The sequence below is a fragment of the Paenibacillus sp. NPDC058898 genome, assembly GCF_049316025.1.
Classification (GTDB): domain Bacteria; phylum Bacillota; class Bacilli; order Paenibacillales; family Paenibacillaceae; genus Paenibacillus_AQ.
Genome location: NZ_JBMOSM010000013.1, coordinates 161,906 through 185,777 on the forward strand (window position 1 = coordinate 161,906; position 23,872 = coordinate 185,777).

Sequence of the window (23,872 nt, forward strand, 5' to 3'; positions counted from 1 at the left end):
GCTATAACCATCCAAGGGTGTTCCCTGGGCGTCGGCCAAGGGAACACCCTTTTTGCGTGCAGCCCAGGTGTAAAGCGATTGGTTTTGACCAGCGACAATTGTTCTTTTTTCCATACGGAATCAAGTGTCAACTATCCTTTGTCATGATATAATGACATGGCGTCATACGACAGCCAGATATTTACCTTAAGCTACACTCATGGAAAGAAGATGACAACAGCATGATCGCCGACATTTTACTTGAAGTGGTACTTCCCATCTTTGTCCTGATAGGCTTTGGCATTATTATGCAATATGCCTTTAAACTCGATTTGTACACACTCGCTAAAATTAACTTTTACTACATTACGCCTGCAGCCGTATTTATGAGTATGTACGAGTCCAAAATGTCACCGCAGCTGCTGGGCATGGTGGCCTTATTCTATGCGCTCTATATCGGCGTCCTCTACCTGATCAGCATGCTGGTTGCCAAGCAGCGCAAGTTCAATCGGGGGATGAGAGCAGCTTTTACCAACAGCCTTCTGCTCGATAATTCGGGAAACTACGGCCTTCCGATCAATGATCTCGCCTTCAAGGGTGATCCGATGGCCGGCTCGGTGCAAGCGCTCATCATGTCTTTTCAGAGCCTCCTTACGTTCACGTACGGAGTTATTTCCATTCAAGGGGCCAAGACAGAAGGATTATACAAACAGGCCATCATCGGATTCCTGAAAATGCCCGTTCCCTATGCCCTCGTCATCGGCATAGTGCTGCATGCCCTGGCGTTGCCGCTTCCGGTCTTTATCTCACAGCCGCTGATGTATGCGGATCAGTCCATGGTGGCGATCGCCCTGCTGACGCTCGGCGCACAGATCATCAAATATCCGCTCCGCCTGCGTCGGCTCGATGTCTACCTCAGCGTGCTGCTGCGTCTCCTGGTCGCGCCAGCCATCGGCATTCTGATCGTGCTGCTGCTCGGCTTAAAGGGCATCCCGGCTCAAGCACTCATCATTGCTTCAGGCATGCCGGTTGGCGTAAATTCATCGATCTTGGCGGAAGAATATCAGAATGAGCCAGATTTTGCTGCACAAACTGTCCTTATATCGACCATACTAAACGTAATTACGATTACCGGCTTAATCACATTAGCTAAATTTGTAGCTTAGCGCTAACTCATCTCTACTAGGAGGAATTTACATATGAATTTTGATCTTGCGATAGACCGAACCTGTACCGACTGTCAGAAGTGGGACAATGTTCCCACCATCTTCGGCGTGCCCGACGCGCTTCCGATGTGGGTGGCTGACATGGATTTTGCCGCTCCACCCGCCGTTGTAAAGGCGCTTCATCAACGGGTGGAGCATGGTGTATTCGGATATACGTTCCCGTCCGACTCTTACCGTGAAGCGATTTGCGACTGGATGAAGAAACGCCACAACTGGAGTATCCAGCAGGAGTGGATTCAATTCTGTCCGGGTGTCGTTCCGGCACTCAGCCTTATTGTGGATGCGTTCACCGAGCCGGGCGATCAAGTTGTCATCCAGACGCCGGTCTATCCGCCATTCTATAGCGTCGTTCAGGATCATGGTCGTGAGCTCGTTCATAATCCGCTGCTTCGAAGTGAGGACGGAGATTACTCGATGGATTTCGAGGATTTGGAGAAGAGTTTTTCTACCGGCAACGTCAAAATGATCATTCTGTGCAGTCCGCACAACCCGGTAGGCCGAGTGTGGACTAGAACGGAATTGGATCGTCTGGCCTCCCTCTGTCAGCAATACGATGTGCTTGTTGTATCCGATGAAATCCATGCAGATCTGGTGTTTGAATCTGGTGCGCATACGCCATTCGCCGCTCTGTCCGAGGATGCTGCCGAGCGTTCCATCATCTGCACCGCACCAAGCAAGACGTTTAATATCGCCGGTCTGAATACGGCGAACATCATCATCTCGAATGCGCAGCTGCGCAGCAAGTTCCGCAAAATACTGAACCGTTACGCCATTGGCTCCATTACACCGATGGGTGCCGCCGCCACCGAGGCCGCTTACCGTGAAGGCGGACCATGGCTGGATGAACTTCTGGTTTATATCCGCGAGAACATGGAGCTGGTTTCGAATTTCGCCCAGGAGCATCTGCCCGAGCTTAAGGTGGTTATCCCGGAAGCCACTTACCTGCTGTGGATTGATTTCCGCGGGATGGGCATGTCCCACGAGGAGTTAAACCGCTTCCTGGTTCATGAGGCGAAGCTTGGTTTAAACAGCGGAGCAGCCTTTGGCAAGGAAGGCGAAGGTTTCATGCGCATGAACTTGGCCTGCACACGCGCCACCGTTCAGGAGGCGTTGTCTCGCCTACATAAAGCGATCGAGGAATGGCGGAAAGCATAAGTAACAAACTCAATTAATAAAAGGAGCCGGGCTAAACGCGCGGCTCCTTTTATTGCTTTTTTAAGACGATGCAAAACCGCCTTAGTTGACACCCTCGTTCGCCCACTACCTCTTCAGTAGTTTCCCATCCCGTCTCGGTCTCCGTGTCCCGTCCATAGCTACAGTGTCAGCGCCGGCCTCATGAACGGCAAAGGCATCCTCAAGGGTCGGGGTAATATAAACGGGATAATCCTCGATTTGCCGTTTGAGCAGTCCGATGACCGGATCGTTCACGGCAGCTTTAATCACCGCAATATCTCACCGTAATGCCACACTTGAGCAGCTGCGCCTATGACACCTGCATCACTGCCAAAGTTAGCAGGCATAATCCTGCAGCAGCTTCTCATATACGAAGAAGTCCGGACATCGACCTCCTGATCGAGCGCCTGCAAAAAACGAGGACCCGATTCCGCCACTCCCCCGCCAATCACCACTACCTCCGGATTAAATGCATGAATATAACCGGCAACAGCCGCTCCCAGTGCTCGGATAACAACCCGCATCACCTCCGTGGCCGACGGATCATCCCGGTGCCAGGCCTTAACAATATCCCGGGCGTTAGGTTCCCAATCATATGAAGCGCTTTCACTGTTCTGCATCTCAAGCCCTAATCTGGCAATGCCGCTGCCTGAAGCATACAGCTCAATACAGCCGTTATTTCCGCAGCTGCAGCGAGGACCGTTGATGTCAATACTGACATGGCCAAGCTCCGCTGCCCCGCCAAAGACCCCTCGAAGAAGACGCCCCGATTCGATAACGGCACCGCCAATCCCCGTACCAAGAGCAAGGCACACAAAGTTATCACAATCCTTGCCAACGCCGTACATTTTCTCGGCAATGGCTATAACATTAACATCATTGTCAACATGCACCCGGGTATCGTAACGTTCGGATACCTTTCGTTTAATCTCCATCCCCGTCCAACCTGGCAACGTATCTCCTGCGTATAGAACGGTCCCTTCCCGAAAATCAATTTGGCCTGCGCTGCCGATACCGATACCTTGCACTTCTTCCTCTGAACCGGCGGATTCCATCATCATGTCGATGCCAAGCAGGACTTTGTCCATAAGCTGCTCCGGCCCTTTGTTCGCCTCGGTAGGCATCAGATGCCGGTTTATGATCTTTCCTTCTCGATCAATGACTGCAAACTGGACTTTCGTCCCCCCAATATCAACACCGATCGCGTAACTCATAGTATGTAAACACTCCCTTCGTAATCAATAAAATGGAAGATCGATTCATCCCGTGCCCCCGCCCGAAGATGAACAGAAGTGTATCGATTCCCAAGGATCGATTCACTAATACAGCTTATCCACAACGGACCTCGCGGTTTTCTCCAACGACTTCGAGGCATCCTCTTTTTTCATCGTTAAGAGCGTTGTAAGAATGTTCAACATATACGTCTGCATGAACTTTGTTGCCAGGGCTCCTCCCTCTGTCGGCATTTCCCTGGAAGATACAGGAAGAACCGTATCCGCGTATGTAACAATCGGGGAACGGAGATGTCCGGTCAAACAGATGACGTCCGCTCCATTCTGCTTCGCTTCCTTCACCGGATCCACCAGGTCACGCGTGCTGCCGGAAGTGGAAATGGCGAATACAAGATCGCCCTTCTTGACCAAGGAAGCGGACATGGCAATAATATGCGAATCCCGGTGCGCTTCCACATTAAGCCCCAGTCTCATCAGCTGATAATGCAAATCCAGTGCGGTTATGCCTGAAGAACCCACGCCATAGACATACACTTTGTTTGCGGCCAGCAGCTTATCCACCGCCATCTTTAGATTGTCGGCGTTAACCAGATCCAGCGTATTCTTAAGTAAAATTTCATGCTGCATCGTCAGCTTGCGGGCCACCGTCATCATGTCATCCTGCTCATCGATAGCGGTATCCACTACGGATGGAGGACGATCCACCAAATCCTGTGCAACAGACAGCTTGAATTCATGAAATCCCCGAAACCCCAGCTTGCGGCAGAATCGAATGACGGATGTCTCTCCGACCCCTGCCCTCTCAGACAAATCCGTTACGGTAGCGAGCACGGTTTCCTCAGGGTAGCTTTTCACGTAATCAGCCACTTTTTTCTCCGTCTTGGTCAGGGAAGAATAAATGCTCGATATCATCAGCAGCGTGTTAGATTGATTCAGTCTTGGGCCAACTCTTGCCATTCCACATCCCTCGTTTCCTCTAACAGGCGCAAAAAGAATATTTTCTCCTTAATTATATATTAAAAAGGATTTTTCTTTCAATCACTAAAAAAACGGATATTGACGCAGTTTCTCTAAGGACAGACTTCATACTAGCAGAAGGTTTTCGTGCTAGATAAGGAAGGTATGCACTAGTATTTATACGTTCATATCTCTTAAAAAAAGAAGCTGTCAGCATCCTGTGAATCGGATCTGCAGCTTCGATTATTGTAGTTAACTGTTATCCTGTTTCGATCCTCCGATCGAGCAGTCTTACATCATGCTTCCGGTTTCGTCTGTACCAGAAGTCAGCCCCTCGATCGTTACCGCTCCATTCAGACTGTCGCCGGTCACCTGTCCCCGCTCCATCTGATAACCTGCATCCAGCATCGAACCATCCAGCTGATGAAGCTGCTGGCTGACTTGGTCCATCTGCTGGAACAGCAGACGAGATTGATAGGCTTCGGCGTACTCACTCTGCTGCGCAGTCTCGTCCATTTGTTCGAATGCCGTTTTGCTCTCGCCCAGCACTTGGCGGTACTGCTCCGCCGTAGCGGTTCGGATATCCTGCACCGTATTCATCATCCCATGCAAAACCATCCGGCAATTCACCAGTTCCTGACGGACAGCAGCAGAAGTTTCAGGCGAAACTGCAGCCTGGGCGCTTTGAAGTTCAGCTTGGATCTGGCTGAGCTGGCTCACGATCACCCCAACTTCGTTCATTCCCCCGTTTTGCGCTGCCGTAGTCAATTCGCTTGATAGCTGGTTGAGCCTCATCGACATATTTTGAATATTGCTCATTGCAATCCCCCCTTTTTTTCGGATAGCGACCATTTTAATGAATAGGATGCGATAAACCATGGATTGCTATTCATGTCGATATCTGGTCAGGAAGTCCCCTCTGTTGGAATCCGAGGCGGGATGCCGATATAATAGAGTAAGCCATTATATGAAAGTAGGTAGATTAAAGAGTTCGCATGATCAAACGCAAAAAAACGACACTTTTCTTAATTGCTGCCTTATTACTCGCCATATTTTATATGCAGCTGCAAACCTCCATACCGGGATTCATCAACGATCTTGATTTTAATAGTAAAGAAGCCCCTAAAGTCTCCCAGCTCCACCCGTATGTATTGCAGCAAAAGAACGAGCTTGTCCGTCTCACCAAGAAAAAAGGAATCTCGATCATCATAACGGACGGTTACCGCAGTCATGAAGAGCAGACCCGCATCTACAATCAGGGTCGCAGCACCGAGGGCGACATCGTGACGAATGCCAAGGCAGGAGAATCCCTTCACAACTATGGACTTGCGATTGATTTTGCGCTAAGACTAAAGGATGGAAGCATCATCTGGGATATGGAATATGACGGGAACGGAAACGGCAAGGCCGACTGGATGGAAGTTGTGGAAATTGCCAAAGATTTAGGCTTCCAGTGGGGCGGTGATTGGGCCAACTTCCCGGATTATCCGCATCTACAGATCGATTTCGGACTGACGATCCGTGATTTGAAACGTGGAAAACTCCCTCCCATGGACGCTTCCGAGACTTTGGAAGCAAAGTGAACGGCTATAGCAATTTGTAAATATAGTTTACCTCCGCTTTTAACCGTAAATAAGAGCTCCCCTGTCTGTTACGGTGAGAAGAGAGTCTGTTTTTAACGAAATAACGTATTCTGAGTCCGTAAAAATTACTGGAATTTTGGTATTACGCATCAGCGTTTAGATCAAGGTCGACCAGATCCTTCTGGTCGGCCTTTTTGACGTTGTTTTTTGGAAATGCGTGTTAATGAATTTGCGACATCCAACCAAATGCTTGACAATCGATTCACCTTTTGGTTATATAGTTATATATATGAGTATATAACCTTAACAAGACATGAAGGTAAGGCGGTGATTCTTATTGAGCGGTACCGTGCATCCAGATAATAAGCCCCTGTTCATCCAGATCAAGGAGAAGATCGAGGACCAGATCGTGAATGATCTACTGCTTGAAGGTGAACAGGTTCCTTCCACGACGCAGCTCTCCCAATTTTACAAAATCAATCACATCACGGTGTTAAAGGGCATCAACCTGCTGGTTGATTCCGGACTCATCTATAAAAAGCGAGGTGTCGGCATGTTTGTTGCAGAAGGGGCCAAGGAAATGCTGCTCCAGACCCGAAAGAGTGCATTTGCGGAACATTATGTGGTGCCTATGGTACAGGAAGCAGACAAACTCGGTTTGTCCACGAATGAGCTTTTTCAAATCATAACCCAGTTAAAAGGAAGTGACCTCCATGAATCTTGATGTTCAGTTTGACCGCGTATCGGTGGTATACGGTGACCTCGAAGCCGTCCGAAATGTTTCGCTTCATCTCCCAGCAGGCAAAATTTATGGTCTCCTGGGGCGCAACGGAGCAGGCAAAACCTCACTACTGTCTGTTCTTGCTTCATTTCGTGAACCCTCATCGGGATCGGTTACGATTGGCGGCGAGCAGCCGTTCGAAAATGCGAAGATCATGAGGGAAGTCTCCTTCATCTATGATGTAGACTACAAAGACGAGACGGACAAGGTCAAGGTAGCGATTGATTCCATAGCCAGACACCGGCCCCATTTTGATACCATGTACGCCCTTGAGCTCGCACGCAAATTCAATTTGCCCTTGGATAAACAGCTGAAGCAGCTTTCCAAAGGGATGCAATCCGCTTTTAACGTATGCATCGGACTTGCCAGCCGCTCGCCAGTTACCATACTGGATGAAGTTTATCTCGGCATGGATGCACCGTCACGCGAAATTTTTTACCGGGAACTGCTGAAAGACCAGGAGCACCATCCCCGTACATTCATTCTCTCCACCCACCTGGTTTCGGAGATGGATTATCTGTTTGAAGAAGTCATTATCATTCACAAAGGCCAGTTCGTGCTGCAAGACGATTATGAAAGCCTCACGTCCCGGGGCGTTTCCATTACGGGCCCGGCGGCAAAGGTAGATGAATTCATCCAGGGCTTGAAGGTGCTCAACGTACAGCAGCTCGGTTCTACCAAGGCCGTCATGGTCTATGGGGAATTAAACGAGGCATCCCAGCTAGCCGCACATCGGGCAGGACTTGAGATCGGGCCGATCTCGCTCCAGGACTTATTTATCCATCTGACGGGGGAGGAATATTCCGCATGAAAAAAACGTCATCAGCCGTAACCAGAGTATCGACAGACATGTTTATTCAGCAAGGCAGCTGGGCCTTGGGATTTCTATTTATTGTGCTGCTGATCTATATTGGAGTCGGCATCGGTACCAGCGTTGGTGTCAATGTTCGCGAAGGAATCGCAGAGGAGGACTTCTTCTCTATCACTTACCGCTCAACCAAGGGCTTCATGCTGGTAATCGGTATTATTTCTGCTTATGGCTTCCTTAGCTACTATGTAAGACATGGAGTAACCCGTAAGGATTTCTTCAATGGAGCCGCTGTGGCTGCCGTCTATCTGTCATTGGCCTTCCCAGTCGTGGTGGGTCTAGGCAATTGGATCATCGGGATGGTTACATCCCATGATGCAGGCAGCACCCCGCTGATGCAGGAGTTTGATAACAGCTGGCTGCTGATGCTTGCCTCCTACGGCATCCAAATCTTTATCTATTATCTGATGGGGTGGATGATCGGATCCGGATTTTACCGGTTTGGCTGGATTCGCGGCTTGGGGTGGATCGCCGTAGCCCTCGTGTTAATCGGCTTCATGGATGCATTGTGGCAATTTGAGCTGGCTTCCATATGGGAACAGTGGCTGCCAGTCACGACAGCCTTTTCCGTCACGCTGCCGGTTTCTCTTGCAGGGTCCGTGGCCGTCATCCTGATTACACTTATTCTGATTCGACTGATAACCCGAAGAGTTACGATTAAAATGTAATATATACGCAAAATAAATGGCTGATCCAAGGGAAGCAATAGATCTACCCCGGAGTCAGCCATTTATCATTTACATCGTTTTAAATTAAGCAGCACTGCTCTTCTTTTTATTGTAAATATCGAAGGCTACCGCTGCGAGCAGAACCAGACCTTTGATTCCTTGCTGCCAGTCGATGCCAAGACCTACAAGCGACATCCCGTTATTGAGCACGCCCATGACGAGACCGCCGATGATGGCACCAAAGACCGTACCGATCCCGCCGGTAGCCGAAGCGCCGCCAATGAAGCTCGCCGCGATGGCATCCAGCTCAAAGTTCGTGCCAGCTCTTGGCGTCGCCGCGTTCAAGCGGGCGGCAAAGATCAACCCGGAGATCGCTGCCATCACACCCATGTTGACGAATACCCAGAAGGTGACCTTCTTGGTTTTCACGCCGGACAGAGCCGCCGCTTTCTCGTTGCCGCCAAGCGCATAAATATGACGGCCCATCACGGTTTTGTTCATCACGAAGGAATAGATGATGATCAACACCAATAGTAGAATCAGAATGTTCGGCAGGCCGGCATAACTGGCCAGCATGAACGTAAAGGCATTGATCACCGCCGCGATAAGTATAAGCTTCAAAAGGAACAAGCCGTTTGGCAATACTTCGAAGTTGTATTTTTTATGCGATTTTCGCTCGCGAAGCTCATTGATCAGGAAAATAACCGTAAAGACGATCCCAGCCAGAATCGCGATTAGATTGGTGCCGGTGTTACCGAAATCCGGAATAAAGCCGGAGCTCAGTTTCTGGAAGCCTGAAGGAAAAGGCGCAATCGATTGACCTTCCAGCACAATCATGGTTAGACCACGGAACAACAGCATTCCCGCAAGCGTTACGATAAAGGCCGGTATCCTTACATAAGACACCCAGAATCCCTGCCAAGCACCGATCAGGCCCCCGACGATCAGAGACACGATCACCGCAATGACCGGATGCAGCTGCATATCCACCATCATAATCGCGGCCACTGCACCGACGAAAGCAGCTACCGAACCGACCGACAAATCAATATGGCCCGTAATAATGACAAGCACCATGCCGATAGCAAGTACGAGGATATAGCTGTTCTGGAGAATCAGGTTTGTGATGTTGATCGGCTCCAGCAGCAGCCCGCCCGTAATGATCTGGAAAAATATCATAATGACAACAAGGGCGATGATCATCCCGTATTGGCGGATGTTGTTTTTGAACATTTTTTTGAGTGTTTCCATGCTTAAGCCCCTCCGTTCTTGGTCATGTATCTCATCAGGGTTTCCTGCGAAGCCTGCTCTCTGCTAACCTCACCGGTTATCCGTCCCGCGCTCATGACATAAATCCGGTCGCAGATCCCTATAATCTCCGGCAGCTCCGAGGAAATGACAAGCACTCCCTTCCCCTCATCCGCCAGCTGGTTAATGATCGCGTATATCTCGTATTTGGCCCCAACGTCAATCCCCCGCGTCGGCTCATCCAGAATCAGAATATCCGGCTCGGCATAAATCCATTTACTTAGGACGACCTTCTGCTGATTCCCCCCGCTGAGGTTTCCCGCCTTCTGGAGAATGTTCGGCGTTTTGATCTTGAGCTTCTTCCGCATGTCCTCCGCCACGAGTATTTCTTCCTTATCATCAATGACCATGTTCCTCGCAAGCTTGGACAGTCCGGTAAGCGAGATGTTGCGCTTGATATCGTCCATGAGGATCAACCCGTATTCCTTACGGTCCTCGGTCACGTAAGCTAAGCCGTTATCAATGGCTTCGGTAATGGATTGATTCCGGATTTCCTTCCCGTCTTTGCGCAGCGTTCCGGTAATATTCCGGCCGTAAGCCTTACCGAAAATACTCATCGCAAGCTCAGTCCGGCCGGAACCCATTAGCCCGGCAATGCCCACGACTTCCCCCCGGCGTATATCCATGCTCACGTTGTCAATCACTTTGCGGCCTGCTTGCAGCTCGTGATATACCGTCCAATCCTTAATCTCCAGAATGACTTCCCTGATCTTCGGTGTCCGCTCCGGATAGCGGTTCGTCAAATCCCGGCCAACCATGCCGCGGATGATCCGGTCCTCGTTCACCTCGCCGCCTCTCATATCCAGCGTTTCGATGGTTTGACCGTCACGAAGAATCGTAATGGAATCCGATACCTTCGAGACCTCGTTCAATTTATGGGAGATTAGGATGCAGGAGATTCCCTGTTTCTTGAATTCCAGCATCAGCTCCAGCAAATTCTCGCTATCGTCCTCATTGAGCGCCGCCGTCGGTTCGTCCAAAATAAGCAGCTTCACCTTCTTGGATAAGGCCTTTGCAATTTCGACCAGCTGCTGCTTGCCGACGCCGATGCTGCCGACCTGTGTGTTCGGATTCTCGCTGAGTCCCACCTTATCCAGCAGCGCTTTGGCACCCATCATCGTCTCATTCCAGTTCATAATGCCCTTCTCGGCACGCTCGTTCCCCAAGTAAATGTTCTCGGCAATCGACAGATAAGGGATCAACGCAAGCTCCTGATGGATGATGACGATGCCCAGATCTTCGCTTTGCTTGATATTTTTAAATTCGCAGACGCTGCCTTTGAACAAAATATCTCCCTCATAGGAGCCGTGTGGATACACGCCGCTCAGCACTTTCATCAACGTGGATTTGCCCGCTCCGTTCTCCCCGCACAGAGAATGGATTTCACCTTCGCGAACTTTCAAATTCACGTTATCCAGCGCCTTCACCCCGGGAAACGCTTTCGTAATGTTCCGCATTTCGAGAATGTACTCTGACATCTGGCTTCACCTTCCTATCGTTTCATGTTCGCTGCCTTAAGACTATTTCAATCCGATTTCTTCCTTGGAGTAATAGCCCGTCTTCACAACCTCTTTCTCCACGTTGGAAGCATCTACGGATACAGGAGGGAGCAGATAGGCAGGCACGACCTTGATGCCGTTATCGTACGATTCGGTATCGTTGACCTCGGCTTCTTCTCCCTTCAGCACGCTCTCCGCCATCTTGACTGCCTGTTCGGCGAGCTGGCGTGTATCCTTGAACACCGTCTGGGTTTGCTCACCGGCTACGATCGATTTAATGGAGGCAAGCTCCGCATCCTGACCAGTAATGATCGGCAGGGGCTTACCTGCCGTCCCATAACCCACACCCTTGAGCGAGGAGATAATGCCGATACTGATCCCGTCATAGGGAGACAGTACCGCATCCAGATTTTCGCTGGAATAGTTGGCGCTGATCAGGTTATCCATCCGCGACTGGGCCAAGGCCCCGTCCCAGCGCAGGGTCGCAATCTGGGCCATCGTGGTCTGCTTGCTCCGAACCACAAGCTTGCCCGAATCCATGTAAGGCTTCAGAACGGACATCGCGCCATCATAGAAAAAGTAAGCATTGTTATCGTCCGGCGATCCACCGAACAGCTCGATATTGAACGGCCCCTTCCCTTCCTTCAAGCCGAGCTTCTCTTCAATATAAGAGGCTTGTTGAACGCCGACCTGAAAGTTGTCGAACGTAGCATAATAACTCAAATGCTCGGTATTGCGGATCAACCGATCGTAGGCAATAACCTTAATTCCCTGATCATGAGCCTTCTTGATCACGTCGGTTAGCGTATTTCCATCAATTGAAGCGATGACGATGACGTCGACCCCTTTCGTAATCATGTTCTCGATTTGCGAAATCTGGTTTTCAATCACGTCCTCAGCAAATTGAAGGTCGGTTTTATATCCTTTTTCCTGAAACAGCCGCTCCATGTTCTTCCCGTCAGCCACCCAGCGCTCGGATGATTTGGTTGGCATCGCAAGGCCGACATACCCCTTATCAGCATCGCCGGTTTTGCTTTCGGCGAGGTTGCAGGCCGTCAGGGCCAAGAGCAGCACCGCGATCAGCAATCCTGGCAATCCTCTCTTCATCGGTAGTTCCCCTTTCCGAAAAATGGAATCGAGAGCGCTTACAACCGAAGGTTCGAAAAGCCTCTCTGTACTAAAAAGGATACATCCCATCGGGTGTAGGGGTCTTTCCACGAAAACAACCTTTTTTATAATTTTCATACTTTTGTTGTTTGGGTTTTACGCAAGTGTACATTGGGCTGCGTAACTTTCCGGCTTAGTCACACCATGCCCCAAGCGGTTGCCGGCATCCAAAAGGGGGAGTCCCAAAAGATCTTAGATCTTGCGGGATGCCCCCCTTCTTCCTGTTAGAAGACGCTCCATGTACGAATCGTTCCTACCATCGCTGTCGCTTGTCCGGAATCGATTCGTCCTCTCCGCTACGCCGTGCGGACTGCCTACTTTTTTAGACGCAAAGAAACCGTTCTTCGGTAAAATGGAGGTGCTACCCAAACCATTTACGAAAGGAACGGTTTCTTTTGTACATTCAATATACCATGGGGCAACCCTGGCGGCAGTCTAGACAGCTACCATCCCAAGATGCTCACCAAAGTCAACGTCTACGCTTACACACAACGGATCTACTCTTCTCGTCAGATCGCCAATGCCGTCCGCGAGAATTTCAAAAAAGCGATACACTCACTCCGCAAAGATCTGCTCCCGCGTTTGCAAAAATATGAGACTCAGCAGGAAATGGCATAGGTTCGGGATGTCCCCTTCATGATCCTCGCACACCGCCTACTCTTCCTGAACCGTCACCCCTTTGCGGTACCGGTTCGGTGATACCCCCATTACTTTTTTAAAAGCCGTGCTGAAATAATGCTGGCTGTCATACCCCACCCGCTCCGCAATGTCCAGGATGCTTAGATCGGTGGAATTAAGCAGATGGATCGCCTTTTGAATCCGCGTCTGGGTCATAAGCGTAATAAAGGACGTGCCCAGTTCTTTCTTTAGCGTCCGGCTCAGATAGACCGGCGAAACCTGCAAAACTTGGGCAAATGATTCCAGCGTCAGCTCCCGAACGGCATACTGTTCCTGGATGAGCTGGCGGGCCCGCCGTACTAACGGAGACAGCTGCGCATCCTTAAACACCCCATCCCGGCAGGCCTCATAGGCTGCAGCAACCGACCCCGCTCCTTCCGATACAAACTCCATATGAACGTTGACAGTCAGCTTCAAGTACTTCTGAATGGATTGCTCGGCATCGGCTGCGATTTCCACATCCGTCTCACCCCATAAACAGATGCCAATCCATCCTGTATGATCACGGAACAAAACACAAGGAGCGGGATGGATCAGTTCGGAAATGATATTCTCCATCGCGAACAGATACAACTGCCGGTCGCTTTCCTTCATCAAAGGCTGCGGAGCCGTTATCTCCGGCCATCTGGCGATGCCGACCCGGGTAGGCTTACTAGGAGGAAGCCCGAGAAACTCCAGCTGCTCCAGCGCCTCCTCCTCATCCAGCAGGCCATGCATCCATTCCAAGCAGAATCGTTCCCGCAGCAGCGGAATATTCTTCTCGATTTGCTCGGAGGCCTTCTTTAGATAACTCTCCTGGATATGCCGGTCATTCAGTTCATCCCTTACGCTTCCAAGCACTCGAATCAGGTGATCCGCATTCACCGGCTTTAATATATAATCCTTAACCCCGAGCCGGATCGCTTCCTGCGCATACGCAAATTCGTCATGGCCAGTAATAATGACGAACCGGCATTCGGGACGTTCTTCCTTCATCCGCTTCATGAGCCCGATGCCATCCAGGAACGGCATATTCATATCGACCAGCATAATGTCGATCGGCCGGCTGAGCGCAAGCTCCAGCGCTTCCTCACCATCCTCCGCTTCAGCAGCCACCTCCATGCCAAGAGCATCCCAATCCACCGCATCCCGAATTCCTTCACGGATAATCGGCTCATCGTCAGCAATCAGGACTTGATACGCTTTGTTCATAGCCTGTCTCTCCCATCATGATTGGAGGACGAAGGGGCGGTATGCAGCAGCGGATGCGTAATCATTACCGTGGTTCCCTCGTTCTCTATACTGTCAATTGCAATTCCGTACTCATCGCCGAACGTTAGCTTGATGCGTGCCTGCACATTCAGCATGCCATAGCTGCGACTTTCGCCTACCCTTTCTCCCGGAGTCGTCTCCATGGCCGTTACCGGATCGGCAAGCTGATTGCGAAGCGTCTCCAGCTGCTCCTTGGACATACCTGCCCCGTCGTCTTGTACGGCAAGCACCAGCACATTCCCCTCGACATCAGCTTTGATCCAGATTCGCCCCGGTCCTCTCCGGGCCTTAATGCCGTGGTATATCGCGTTTTCCACCACCGGCTGCAGAAGGAGCTTCAGCACGTATAATTTCTCAGCCTCTGGCGAAAGCTCCATCTCAACCTGCAGCCTGTCGCGGTAGCGCGTCTTCTGTATCTGCAAGTAGCTGCTGATATGCATCCATTCGTCGGACATGGAGATGATATCATCCCCTTTGCTGAGTCCGATCCGAAACAGCCTCGACAAGGATTCCACCAGATCCGATACATCGTCCGCCCCTTTCTTGCGGGCCATCCAATGGATCGTATCCAGTGTGTTGTACAGAAAATGCGGCTTAATGTGGGCCTGTAGGCTGCGCAGCTCCGCTTCGCGCTTCTGCTTCTCCCGGAGCTCGCTCAGCTTCATCAACTTGCGGATCTGCAGAAGCATGCGGTTAAAGCTGCGTCCAAGCATGCCCACCTCATCCTGACGGTTTCCCCAGTAACGGGTCGTCAAATCCCCGGATTCTGCTTTTTGCATGAAGGACATGAGTTGCCAGATCGGTCTGGATATCGACTGTGAAAGCGTGTAGGATGCAGCTATACCAAACAAGCACACCACAAACAAGAAACAAATCATATAAAATCGAATCTCTCGGACCTCATACACCGATTCGCTGGTTGGAAATACGCCGATCGTCCGCCAGCCGGTAAAGGAGGAGGTGCCGTATATCAATTGCAGCCGCTCTCCGTTCGACTCACGGATGAAAGCACCGCTGTCCTCTTCCGGAAACCACGAAGGCGGTATGGACGGAATGATGGAATCCTCCGGCTTATAGATGCTGGAGCCGCCGGGTTCGGCCACCATCAAATATCCGCTTTTTCCAAGCGTGACATCCCGGACCGCTCTCGCAACCGCCCGCAGCTTCAAATCGATCAATACCGCTCCGGTTACTTCCCTCGTATCCGGATTCACAAACGAGCGAACGACCGACACCAACTCCTCATTGCCATAATGAACATGGGTGGTGACGTTACGATCTGCCGGATGCCCGAGCACTGTAAAGATTCCTTCATTTGAAGCAGCCTCAAGGTACCAAGCTTCCTCCGTCAAGCTGGCGGGACCGCGCGCATACATTTCGTTACTGATGTATTCCCCGTCACGATTGACCAGAAGAATGGAGGCGATTTCCGGGTACAGCGTCGTGAAGCCTTGAAGATACCGCTTAATCTCATAATTTTCCTCATTGTCCTGCTTCACCGAGAACGACTGCAGGCCGGAATTACCCGTATCTTCGGTTCCTGCGGCCGGCTTATCCCCTTGGATTTCCCCTTGCAGAAATCGCTCCGTGCGCGGGTCAAATCCGATCAAATACGTAATGTTCTGAAGATTCTCCATATCATTGTCCAAAGTCTGATTGACCTTTCCGATCAATTGAATGGTGTTCGAGGTTACCTGCTGATCCACAATGCGGTTAACCGTCCAATTGACGAGGACGCCCAGCGCGATTGAGGGCAGGATGCCAACCATAAGGAACAAGATGACCAACTTGTATCTCAGCGGTAAATCCCCGAACCGCAGCCACCGCGAGATGCCTTCGCGCCAGGATTCCGCTCTGATTCTATTTTGCATAATAATCATTCACATTCTCTCGGGTCACAACCGAGATCCCGGTGTCCACCCTTGTCGGAAGTGGAGACACGTCATTGCCGAGCGTCGGGGCCGGTACGGTAAGACCATGATGCAGATGAAATAAATACTGCAGCGACCAATAGCCCATGTTCCACGTCCCCTGAGCGATCGTTGCCGCGATGGTTCCATCGGAAATCCGGTCCAGCGTCCCTTTATTTGTATCGAATCCGATGATGGTAATCCGATCCGCTTTATTCGCGCCGATAACAGCATCCGCCACGCCCATTCCGCCGCTGGCCTCCGTTACGAAGATCCCTTTGAGATCCGGGTGCTTGTCCAGCATGTCTGCAGCAGCCTCTTTGGCAACGAGGGTATCCCCTTTACCTTCCCTGATCTCCACCACGGACATGCCCGGATATCGCTGTGCTAAAGTGTCCCTGAAGCCTTCGGAACGGTCATCATGATTCTGCTGCCCGGGCTGGGTAACAATCCCGATCTCCCCTTCTCGGCCGAGAAGCTGCGCCATTTTGTCCGCGGCCGCAACGCCAGCGTTGTAATTATTGGTCGCCAGGAAAGAATAGGCCTTACTGTCAGGTGCATCCGCATCGAACAGCACGACGGGTATTCCAGCTTCCACGGCTTTATTAATTGTCGACGTCAGCGCTTTGGAATCGATGGCCGACAAGGCGATACCGGCAGGTTTTTTGGCAATCACTTGTTCCAGAACGGTGATCTGTTCCTCCACGTCATATTGTGTAGAGCCTCGGTAATCGACAGATACGCCCAGAGCATCCCCTCCATCCTCGAAGCCCTTTAAAATATTTTTCCAATATTCCATGCCGGATTGAAAAGTCACCATGACATAATTCTCCCCAATGCTGCCGTGCAGGCCGCCTTCCTCCCAAGCAGAAGAACGCTTGTCCTCCAGTCTGTACATGAACACATAGGTAAGAAAAGCCAATAGAAGCGCACCGTACACCAGCATCATCTTCTTCATGATTAAAACCCCCGATTCCTTGATCCTTCGTTCGCCATTTCCAGTTGCAATCGGTTACATAACGTATAATGAATATACTGCAATTCTTTGAAAAAGATCAAACCCATGCTGGAATTCGGCTCTGGTCAACAGCAAAAAACAGGCCGTCCACGGTTAACCCTAACCATATCACTGCCTGCTTCTGATATTTTAATTATCTTTATTTTTATACATTAAATTTCATTGCCTTATGTAGCCCGCTTAGCCGGATAAATGCTGATGCCGTGCATAAATAAACTTACCACGTGACGCGCAAGATCCTCAGGAGTCCGCTTGCCTGTCAGAAGCTGCTGTGAGGTTAGTCTTTCAATGACGCCAACCAAGCACTCCGCAACGATGTGCATATCGGAATCTCCGTCAAAGTACCCGTCCCGCTGCTCAGCTTTCAGATTTTGCTCAATCATGGCTACCATTTCAGACTTTACGATGACAGCGTCATCCCCAATGAAAAAACCAATTTGTGTCAGGTCCGAATCTTTGCCAAGAAACGCGAACAACCCCGTCAGCACGCTCTGCAAACGACCGGTTACATGCTCCTCATCAATTCCGCTTTCCAATCTGCTTCCCTCGAGCAGGATCTTGAGCTCAGAGCGAAATTTCTCCACCAACTCCTTGAAAACGGCTTCTTTGCTTTCAAAGTACAAATAGAATGACGGCTGCGTCAATCCAGCCCGGGAAACGATGGTGCTGATCTTGGTCTGATGGTATCCTGACTTTGCAAATTCATTGGCAGCGACAATCAGTAGTCTAGCCCGGCTTTCTTGTCCGTTCGCACCCTTCTTACGCAAAGCTATCCAACCTCCGAATCTAATCATGATGTATGTAAGTTACCGTTCATTATACTCTATATCGGAAAGTTACTGCTACACATAAAGTCTAGTCTTAGCATGCACGAGACTTTACATCGCATCAAGAACGTTATAACGTAAAAGGATAACGATGTTTATCGTTACAGCCAATAAGGAGATTAATAACATGCAGAAACATACCCAATCCAACTCGGTGGATATGACCGAGTCACTTAACTTGCCAGCCCCGTCTTCCAAGCGCGTGCTTATTGTTACGGCAGTCGATGCCGAAAAAGAGGCCGTGCAACGCGGGCTTAAGCGCGCACATGGATTTGATGTCATCGCGGGTGGAGTCGGTCCCGCGGCTACCGCTGCTGCGACTGCCCGCCAGCTGATTCAAGGCACCTATGATTTCGTTGTCAGCGCAGGTATTGCCGGAGGATTTGCCGGCCAGGCTGAGGTTAGCTCCATCGTCATTGCGGACACCATCATTGCCGCTGATCTCGGTTCTGAAACCGAAGACGGCTTCAGCAGCGTCCAGGAGCTTGGCTTCGGAATGGATCGGGTGCAGGCAGATCCAGCTTCTGCCCGCAAACTTGCGGAGGCCTTAAAGATTGCTGGCGCAGCCGTAACCCTCGGGCCCGTCCTGACGGTCTCCACCACGACAGGAACAGCAGCCACGGCCGCACGCCTCCTCCATCGGGTGCCGGACGCCGCAGCCGAGGCGATGGAGGGATTCGGCGTGGCGACCGCTGCCGATGCAGCCGGTGTGCCCGTGCTCGAAATCCGTTCCATATCCAATCAGGTCGGCCCGCGGGACCGCAGTGCATGGAAGATCAAGGAGGCCCTGCAGGCGCTTGAGACTGCAAGTTCATTACTACCGGAGGTGTTACGATGAAAATCGCTTTTTCCCCTTGCCCCAACGACACATTTGTATTTCATGCCTGGGTTCACGGACGGATTCCAGGGGCTCCCAAGCTTGATGTATCCTACGCGGATATCGATATCACCAATCACTGGGCAGCCGAAGATCGAGAACATGATATCTTAAAAATATCCTATGCCGCGCTGCCCTGGGTGCTGGATGAATATGCCCTCCTGCCCTGCGGGGGAGCACTTGGCCGCGGATGCGGACCGCTCGTTCTGACAGCGGACAAGCTCACGGACGGAAAAACACCAGCCAGCCCTGCAGATTTGTCCGGCCGGCGGGTAGCCGTTCCAAGTGAGCGCTCCACAGCTTATCTGTTGTTTCGCCTGTGGGCCGCCCAAAACGTACCCGGAGGACTCGGCGAAATCGTGGTAATGCCGTTTGACCAGATCATGCCGGCTGTCCGCGACGGTGCCATCGATGCCGGACTGGTCATTCACGAAGCGCGATTCACGTACCCGTCCTACGGATTGAAGCTGATGACCGATCTCGGCAGCTGGTGGGAATCCGATACAAATCTGCCTATTCCTCTGGGGGCGATTGTGGCCCGGAGGTCGCTGGATCTGGCCAGCATCTCGAGCTGGATCCGCTCCTCGGTCGAATACGCCTGGGAACATCCCGGGGAATCCCGGGATTATGTCCTCCGGCACGCACAGGAAATGGACCCGGACGTCGCCGATGCCCACATTGACTTATATGTCAATCCATTTACCGTGGAGCTGGGCGAAGACGGCTATGCAGCAATTTCCGCCCTGCTGAACCGCGCAGCCGATGAAGGGCTTGTGCCGCGGATCGATCCTGCACTGTTGAAGCGTCCATAATATGGCGACCTGACCCTAAAATATATTCTCAATGGATGTACTTTCAATAGAAGAAAAACTACAAATAGAGTTTTCTTGCGGTAATCAGAAGATTTAGCTTCCGCTGAAAGCTTATGTATTCTATGTTCAAAGAGGAGCACCAGGAGTCCGACAAATCGGGTCTCCTGGACGCTCCTCTTTTTCATGATCCTCATGAATCGTTCTTGTCCAACTCCTCTGTTCAGAACTCATGCCTCGATATAAAATCATGCAATCGTCGATAAATTTCGATAATCTCATCCATGGGCATTCGTACCAGTCCACTGGAAGAAGGAGCAACAAACTCATGAACGCCGTCCTCGACGGAGTCCTGCTGAATTCCCCAATCCGCTTTTGCTTTACCGCTAAATTCGGTGTACACGCCCTTGCCGACAAAGCAAGCAACCTCCGGTCTGTACTCCGCAAGCTTCTCCCGCAGCGTTTCTCTTCCGAGTTTGTACTCTTCACGGGTAATGTCTTCGGCCCCCCGTGTAGGCCTGGCTACAATATTGGTAAACCCATACCCCAGTTTAAGCAATTCCCCATCCTCCGAGGCATCATATAAGCGAGGGGTCAACCCGGATTTATGCAGAATCCTCCAAAAATTGTTACGGGGGTTGGCATAATGATGTCCGACCTCCCCCGATCGTAAACTAGGATTAAATCCGATAAAAACAACAGTCAATCCATAATCGAGATGATCGCTGACTTCGTTCATTCTGACTCCTCCTATCATCGTCTTATTCTGGGTTAACCTAAAACTTAATGAGAGCTCGATGCGGCAGCGCTGTTGTTGCGTTTGCGTATTTGGTGAATGCCCATCACCACGGTCACGAGTTCCCAATCTCCAAGGACGTCGCTCTCATTCTCCAGCAGATAGGCTCCGGCCTGAAGCCAGCCGCTAATACGGGAAAAATGGGCGATTCCCCTTCCGGTACCATCCATTATTTCATATTCATTGGAAAAAGCAGGCGAAGTGATCTCGTATACGCCCCGCGATCCCGCGTTGTATTCAAATTTTTTCGTGAAAAAGCTCATACGCATACGCAGCACGCCCAGCTCTTCCCCGCTGCCGCTCACGATATGCCACTTGTTGGAGAAGAAACGAAACGAGCCGCTGCATACCGGATCTCCCGTAGCGTTATACACGTCCAGCGAGGAACCGAAAGCACTCTTCAAATCCAGACTTCCTATTACACTGCCTTCCCTATCCATAATATCTGTTATACCCGAGCTAAAAAAGTTATCCTTGAAATATAAATGCATACGCCTTCTCCCCTTCCTCGATTCCTTGCATACCTGTTACTCATTACAACGATTCGCACGTTAAATTGTTTCAATTTTTTGGGGGGAATCTGGGAACCAATCCTATGTTCAATTGTCTAATATTTGAGGTGATGTGATTGGAGTACCTGAAACAAATGGTGGCCGTAAATGAAGCAAGCACGGTGCTGAGCGATTTAATGGAGTCCTTCGGCCAGGACGTGTGGAACTATGCGTTCTTCCTAACAAAACGCAAAGATGCGGCTGATGATATCAGCCAGGACGTATTCTTGAGTGCATTTAAGCACTGGAATGAGTTTCAGGGCCGAAGTTCTGTAAAAACATGGCTGTTAACCATCACCCGCAACCTTTCCCTGAACTATCTCAAATCTTCCTTTATGACGAGGGTGTCTTTAACCGGCTGGGTAACCTCCAAGCAGACTGAACCCTCTGCGGAAAAAGAGTTTATGGATGCTGCTGCCGTATCGCAGATTTGGAAATACGTGATGGAGCTGCCGCCCAAATACCGCGAGGTGCTCATCCTTGAATCCCATTACCAGCTGCCGCGAAAAGAAATGGCGGAGCTGCTCGGCATATCCGAAGGAACGATCAAATCCAGACTGCACCGGGCTCGCGCCCGAATGGAGAAGCTGTTGAAAGGAGAGGATGTCCAGTGAAGACCGAACAAGAGCTGCCGCCCGATTGGATACAGGAACTCGCTTCTTCTCCATTCAACGAGCCGATGTTCACCGAGAAGATGAAATCCAGTGTAATGAACAGCGCTGCTAACGGCTCTGTAAAGAAGGGTCGAAAAAAGCGGAAATCTCCAACTCGTCTGCGTATAACCGCAAGTGCATTCATGATTTTTCTAATAGCGGCGGTATGGGGATGGCGCGAGTCCCCTGCGCTTCAACGGATGATCCCGATCCAGGGCTTGGGATATGCTGCCAAGTGGACTCCCCGCAGCGTATACACGGAGGATGGGGTGGATAAACTTCAGGCATTTCCGGGTGCGGATTATGCCGCGGGCTCTCCGGCCGGTGCCTGGTGGAATCTGCTAACCCCGGTCCAAGAGCTTGAAGGGAAAACGATCCACATAACCGCCGTACACCGGGATACGGGAACTACCCTTGAAGAGCTTGTCGAGACGGAGATTACCTCCGATATGGCTTACGATAACTTCACCCGGGTCTCTTCCCGCTTTGCCCTGCCGCTCTCCGGGTTATGGCGATTCGACGTGATGGTGGATCAGGAGAAATACGGCGATATCGTGGTCGATGTGCCAGACAGCAGCTGGGAGCCGAGTCCGAGTTTTAGATCCGGTAATTATGCTATGACCGGTGTGGAAGGTCGTATGGGTTTTATCCATCCTCCTTTAATTGCAGATAAACCCAATAAATACATGTGGCATTTCTGGGGGCGTGCCGAGGAATTAACGGGTGACTTGCACATTACGGCGATAAAAAGAAACACGACCGAGATCATCGATGTCTTTGAGGTTGCCGGGTTACAGCCTTCCTCGATAAACGGTGCTGATGCAGCGGTACCAACCTCCATGTCGCTGCCTTCGCCAGGACTATGGCGTATTATGGTCTCCATTAACGGTCAGCTGTTTGGCAGCGTCATTGTGGAAGTCGATAAACATCAGGACTAAGCTTTCACTACCCTAACCTATCAGAACTTCTATCCGAGACTGAAGTTCATCAAATAAGGCTGCCCCGGTCTGTAGGCATCTACAGAACCGGGGCAGCCTGTTCATTTTGGAATATCATAAATTTCATATTTCGCTTATTTCATCAGTCAAATAGCATTATTCCGCGTTCAATGCTTCCTTCGGCACTTCGATCTTGCTGATTTCGTTATGCTTGGAGTAAGTACTCTTCATTTTCATATCCAAGGATACCTTCTGACCTTCGGCTTCCATTGCCATTACCATGTCCAAATCGGTTGTTACAGGCAGGTAAGATTCCTTCTGTACGCCATAAACAATATGGATGCTCTTGATATCCATTTGATCCATCATGGCTTCCATCTGCGGATCGTTGCCCGCTTGGCTCATCATGGACTTGGCAAGCTCCTTCAGATTGTCGCCGGAGACATCCGCCGTCAGAACGTATGAGTCTCCGTCCTCCGTTACTTTGAAGTCCTTAGCGAGAGTCTTGAACTGCTCTAACTGCTGCTCCGGACTCGCACTGCTCGGATCCAGGCTGTCGCGGATCTCCTGCTCCGATTCCTTCGGAACCTGCATCCATTGACCATCCATAAGCATGTAGATACCGTCTTCCGTTATATACTGCTTCATCTCGATCTTGCCTTCCGGAGAATCCATCACGATGTTCTGCATCATCTCCACCGGCTCGAGCGTAAGTTCCGAATCAAGCGCCATATTAACATCTTGCTCCTGCTTCTCTTCGCCTTCAACTACGATATGCTGTTTAACATCGGCTTTCATCGCAAAACTCTTCAAATTCTTAGAAGCTTCAGCCGCCTTCTGAAGAAGCTCGTCAGCAGTTGGAAGAGCATCCTTCTTCGGTTCTTCTTTAGCAGGCGGCGTCTCGCTCGTCCCTTGTTCCGCTGCTGGCGGTGTTGCGGCGTCGTCTGCTGCTTTGTTGTCCTTTCCGCATGCTGTCATGCTCATTACCAAAATTGCCCCTAGTAATACTGCTGTCCACTTCTTCAATCGAATTTCCTCCTAAAATATGTATTCCAAGATTACTCATCTCATTCTATACGATCTGCGACAAATATTGATCAATTTTTCAGAAAACGGTACACTA

24 protein-coding genes and 1 pseudogene are annotated in these 23,872 nt (G+C 50.6%); 11 read left to right on the forward strand and 14 right to left on the reverse strand.

Features of this window, described 5'->3' with window-relative positions; translation table 11 throughout:
• The first annotated feature begins 221 nt into the window (after positions 1-221).
• Both ACOZB4_RS27440 and ACOZB4_RS27445 read left to right on the forward strand, forming a co-directional pair.
• Positions 222-1,145, forward strand: coding sequence for an AEC family transporter (locus tag ACOZB4_RS27440; RefSeq protein WP_076323014.1), 924 nt, complete (start codon positions 222-224; stop codon positions 1,143-1,145).
• A 33-nt stretch (positions 1,146-1,178) separates the two neighbouring features.
• Positions 1,179-2,360, forward strand: coding sequence for a PatB family C-S lyase (locus tag ACOZB4_RS27445; protein WP_339271280.1), 1,182 nt, complete (start codon positions 1,179-1,181; stop codon positions 2,358-2,360).
• Between the two features lie 105 nt (positions 2,361-2,465).
• Here ACOZB4_RS27445 and ACOZB4_RS27450 read toward each other — a convergent pair whose 3' ends face one another.
• From ACOZB4_RS27450 to ACOZB4_RS27465, 4 genes are all read right to left on the reverse strand, one after another.
• The gene (locus tag ACOZB4_RS27450) at positions 2,466-2,648 is read right to left on the reverse strand and encodes a hypothetical protein (RefSeq protein WP_379411477.1); all 183 of its coding nucleotides are present in this window, start codon (positions 2,646-2,648) and stop codon (positions 2,466-2,468) included.
• Entirely contained in the window at positions 2,645-3,592 is a 948-nt protein-coding gene (locus tag ACOZB4_RS27455; protein WP_379411479.1) for an ROK family protein, read from the reverse strand. Before ACOZB4_RS27455 ends, ACOZB4_RS27450 begins: the two co-directional genes overlap by 4 nt.
• A gap of 105 nt (positions 3,593-3,697) precedes the next feature.
• Complete coding sequence (locus ACOZB4_RS27460; protein ID WP_379411482.1) at positions 3,698-4,567, reverse strand: MurR/RpiR family transcriptional regulator; 870 nt, start codon at positions 4,565-4,567, stop codon at positions 3,698-3,700.
• A gap of 291 nt (positions 4,568-4,858) precedes the next feature.
• On the reverse strand, positions 4,859-5,386 hold the full coding sequence (locus tag ACOZB4_RS27465; protein ID WP_379411485.1) for a hypothetical protein: 528 nt from the start codon (positions 5,384-5,386) through the stop codon (positions 4,859-4,861).
• Positions 5,387-5,562: 176 nt separating this feature from the next.
• Here ACOZB4_RS27465 and ACOZB4_RS27470 point away from each other — a divergent pair, with 176 nt between their 5' ends.
• The 4 genes from ACOZB4_RS27470 to ACOZB4_RS27485 all read left to right on the forward strand — a co-directional run bounded on the left by ACOZB4_RS27470 (position 5,563) and on the right by ACOZB4_RS27485 (position 8,467).
• Entirely contained in the window at positions 5,563-6,150 is a 588-nt protein-coding gene (locus tag ACOZB4_RS27470; protein WP_379411488.1) for a M15 family metallopeptidase, read from the forward strand.
• A 337-nt stretch (positions 6,151-6,487) separates the two neighbouring features.
• Positions 6,488-6,874 carry a GntR family transcriptional regulator gene (locus ACOZB4_RS27475; RefSeq protein WP_339292639.1) on the forward strand — a complete coding sequence of 129 codons (387 nt, stop codon included), beginning with the start codon at positions 6,488-6,490 and terminating at the stop codon, positions 6,872-6,874.
• Positions 6,864-7,742, forward strand: a complete 879-nt coding sequence (locus ACOZB4_RS27480) for an ATP-binding cassette domain-containing protein (RefSeq protein ID WP_379411492.1) — start codon at positions 6,864-6,866, stop codon at positions 7,740-7,742. The genes ACOZB4_RS27475 and ACOZB4_RS27480 overlap by 11 nt, the downstream gene beginning before the upstream one ends.
• Positions 7,739-8,467, forward strand: a complete 729-nt coding sequence (locus ACOZB4_RS27485; RefSeq protein ID WP_379411494.1) for a Tat pathway signal protein — start codon at positions 7,739-7,741, stop codon at positions 8,465-8,467. The genes ACOZB4_RS27480 and ACOZB4_RS27485 overlap by 4 nt, the downstream gene beginning before the upstream one ends.
• Before the next feature lie 84 nt (positions 8,468-8,551).
• Here ACOZB4_RS27485 and mmsB read toward each other — a convergent pair whose 3' ends face one another.
• The 3 genes from mmsB to chvE are packed head-to-tail and all read right to left on the reverse strand — an operon-like array spanning position 8,552 to position 12,381.
• A complete protein-coding gene (mmsB, locus tag ACOZB4_RS27490; protein ID WP_379411497.1) occupies positions 8,552-9,718 on the reverse strand; it encodes a multiple monosaccharide ABC transporter permease in 1,167 nt (388 codons plus the stop codon).
• A 2-nt stretch (positions 9,719-9,720) separates the two neighbouring features.
• Positions 9,721-11,253: a multiple monosaccharide ABC transporter ATP-binding protein gene (gene mmsA, locus ACOZB4_RS27495; RefSeq protein WP_379411499.1), complete on the reverse strand. Its 1,533-nt coding sequence runs from the start codon at positions 11,251-11,253 to the stop codon at positions 9,721-9,723.
• Between the two features lie 42 nt (positions 11,254-11,295).
• Positions 11,296-12,381 (reverse strand): multiple monosaccharide ABC transporter substrate-binding protein, encoded by a 1,086-nt coding sequence (chvE, locus tag ACOZB4_RS27500; RefSeq protein WP_339271262.1) that lies wholly within the window; start codon positions 12,379-12,381, stop codon positions 11,296-11,298.
• A gap of 483 nt (positions 12,382-12,864) precedes the next feature.
• Between chvE and ACOZB4_RS27505 the strand changes: the two are divergent.
• Positions 12,865-12,978, forward strand: a pseudogene (locus ACOZB4_RS27505) (transposase); the annotation flags it as partial.
• Positions 12,979-13,095: 117 nt separating this feature from the next.
• Here the strand turns inward: ACOZB4_RS27505 and ACOZB4_RS27510 are convergent.
• The 4 genes from ACOZB4_RS27510 to ACOZB4_RS27525 all read right to left on the reverse strand — a co-directional run bounded on the left by ACOZB4_RS27510 (position 13,096) and on the right by ACOZB4_RS27525 (position 18,065).
• The gene (locus tag ACOZB4_RS27510; RefSeq protein WP_379411503.1) at positions 13,096-14,310 is read right to left on the reverse strand and encodes a response regulator transcription factor; all 1,215 of its coding nucleotides are present in this window, start codon (positions 14,308-14,310) and stop codon (positions 13,096-13,098) included.
• A complete protein-coding gene (locus tag ACOZB4_RS27515; protein ID WP_379411507.1) occupies positions 14,307-16,250 on the reverse strand; it encodes a cache domain-containing sensor histidine kinase in 1,944 nt (647 codons plus the stop codon). The genes ACOZB4_RS27510 and ACOZB4_RS27515 overlap by 4 nt, the downstream gene beginning before the upstream one ends.
• Positions 16,231-17,238: a substrate-binding domain-containing protein gene (locus ACOZB4_RS27520; RefSeq protein ID WP_379411510.1), complete on the reverse strand. Its 1,008-nt coding sequence runs from the start codon at positions 17,236-17,238 to the stop codon at positions 16,231-16,233. The genes ACOZB4_RS27515 and ACOZB4_RS27520 overlap by 20 nt, the downstream gene beginning before the upstream one ends.
• A gap of 227 nt (positions 17,239-17,465) precedes the next feature.
• Positions 17,466-18,065, reverse strand: coding sequence for a TetR/AcrR family transcriptional regulator (locus tag ACOZB4_RS27525; RefSeq protein WP_076323000.1), 600 nt, complete (start codon positions 18,063-18,065; stop codon positions 17,466-17,468).
• 187 nt (positions 18,066-18,252) lie between these two features.
• On the opposite strand from ACOZB4_RS27525, the gene ACOZB4_RS27530 reads away from it, so the two are divergent.
• Positions 18,253-18,963 (forward strand): futalosine hydrolase, encoded by a 711-nt coding sequence (locus ACOZB4_RS27530; RefSeq protein WP_379411516.1) that lies wholly within the window; start codon positions 18,253-18,255, stop codon positions 18,961-18,963.
• Entirely contained in the window at positions 18,960-19,814 is an 855-nt protein-coding gene (locus ACOZB4_RS27535) for a 1,4-dihydroxy-6-naphthoate synthase (protein WP_379411518.1), read from the forward strand. The genes ACOZB4_RS27530 and ACOZB4_RS27535 overlap by 4 nt, the downstream gene beginning before the upstream one ends.
• A gap of 220 nt (positions 19,815-20,034) precedes the next feature.
• Here the strand turns inward: ACOZB4_RS27535 and ACOZB4_RS27540 are convergent, their stop codons facing one another.
• A complete protein-coding gene (locus ACOZB4_RS27540) occupies positions 20,035-20,550 on the reverse strand; it encodes a mismatch-specific DNA-glycosylase (RefSeq protein ID WP_379411522.1) in 516 nt (171 codons plus the stop codon).
• Between the two features lie 44 nt (positions 20,551-20,594).
• The gene (locus tag ACOZB4_RS27545; protein ID WP_076322997.1) at positions 20,595-21,098 is read right to left on the reverse strand and encodes a hypothetical protein; all 504 of its coding nucleotides are present in this window, start codon (positions 21,096-21,098) and stop codon (positions 20,595-20,597) included.
• A gap of 155 nt (positions 21,099-21,253) precedes the next feature.
• On the opposite strand from ACOZB4_RS27545, the gene ACOZB4_RS27550 reads away from it, so the two are divergent.
• Together ACOZB4_RS27550 and ACOZB4_RS27555 are read left to right on the forward strand one after the other, a co-directional pair.
• Positions 21,254-21,772 carry an RNA polymerase sigma factor gene (locus tag ACOZB4_RS27550; protein ID WP_076322996.1) on the forward strand — a complete coding sequence of 173 codons (519 nt, stop codon included), beginning with the start codon at positions 21,254-21,256 and terminating at the stop codon, positions 21,770-21,772.
• Entirely contained in the window at positions 21,769-22,749 is a 981-nt protein-coding gene (locus tag ACOZB4_RS27555) for a DUF4871 domain-containing protein (protein WP_379411525.1), read from the forward strand. The genes ACOZB4_RS27550 and ACOZB4_RS27555 overlap by 4 nt, the downstream gene beginning before the upstream one ends.
• Positions 22,750-22,905: 156 nt before the next feature.
• Here the strand turns inward: ACOZB4_RS27555 and ACOZB4_RS27560 are convergent, their stop codons facing one another.
• Positions 22,906-23,775, reverse strand: a complete 870-nt coding sequence (locus ACOZB4_RS27560; RefSeq protein WP_339271249.1) for a DUF6612 family protein — start codon at positions 23,773-23,775, stop codon at positions 22,906-22,908.
• Between the last annotated feature and the right edge of the window lie 97 nt (positions 23,776-23,872).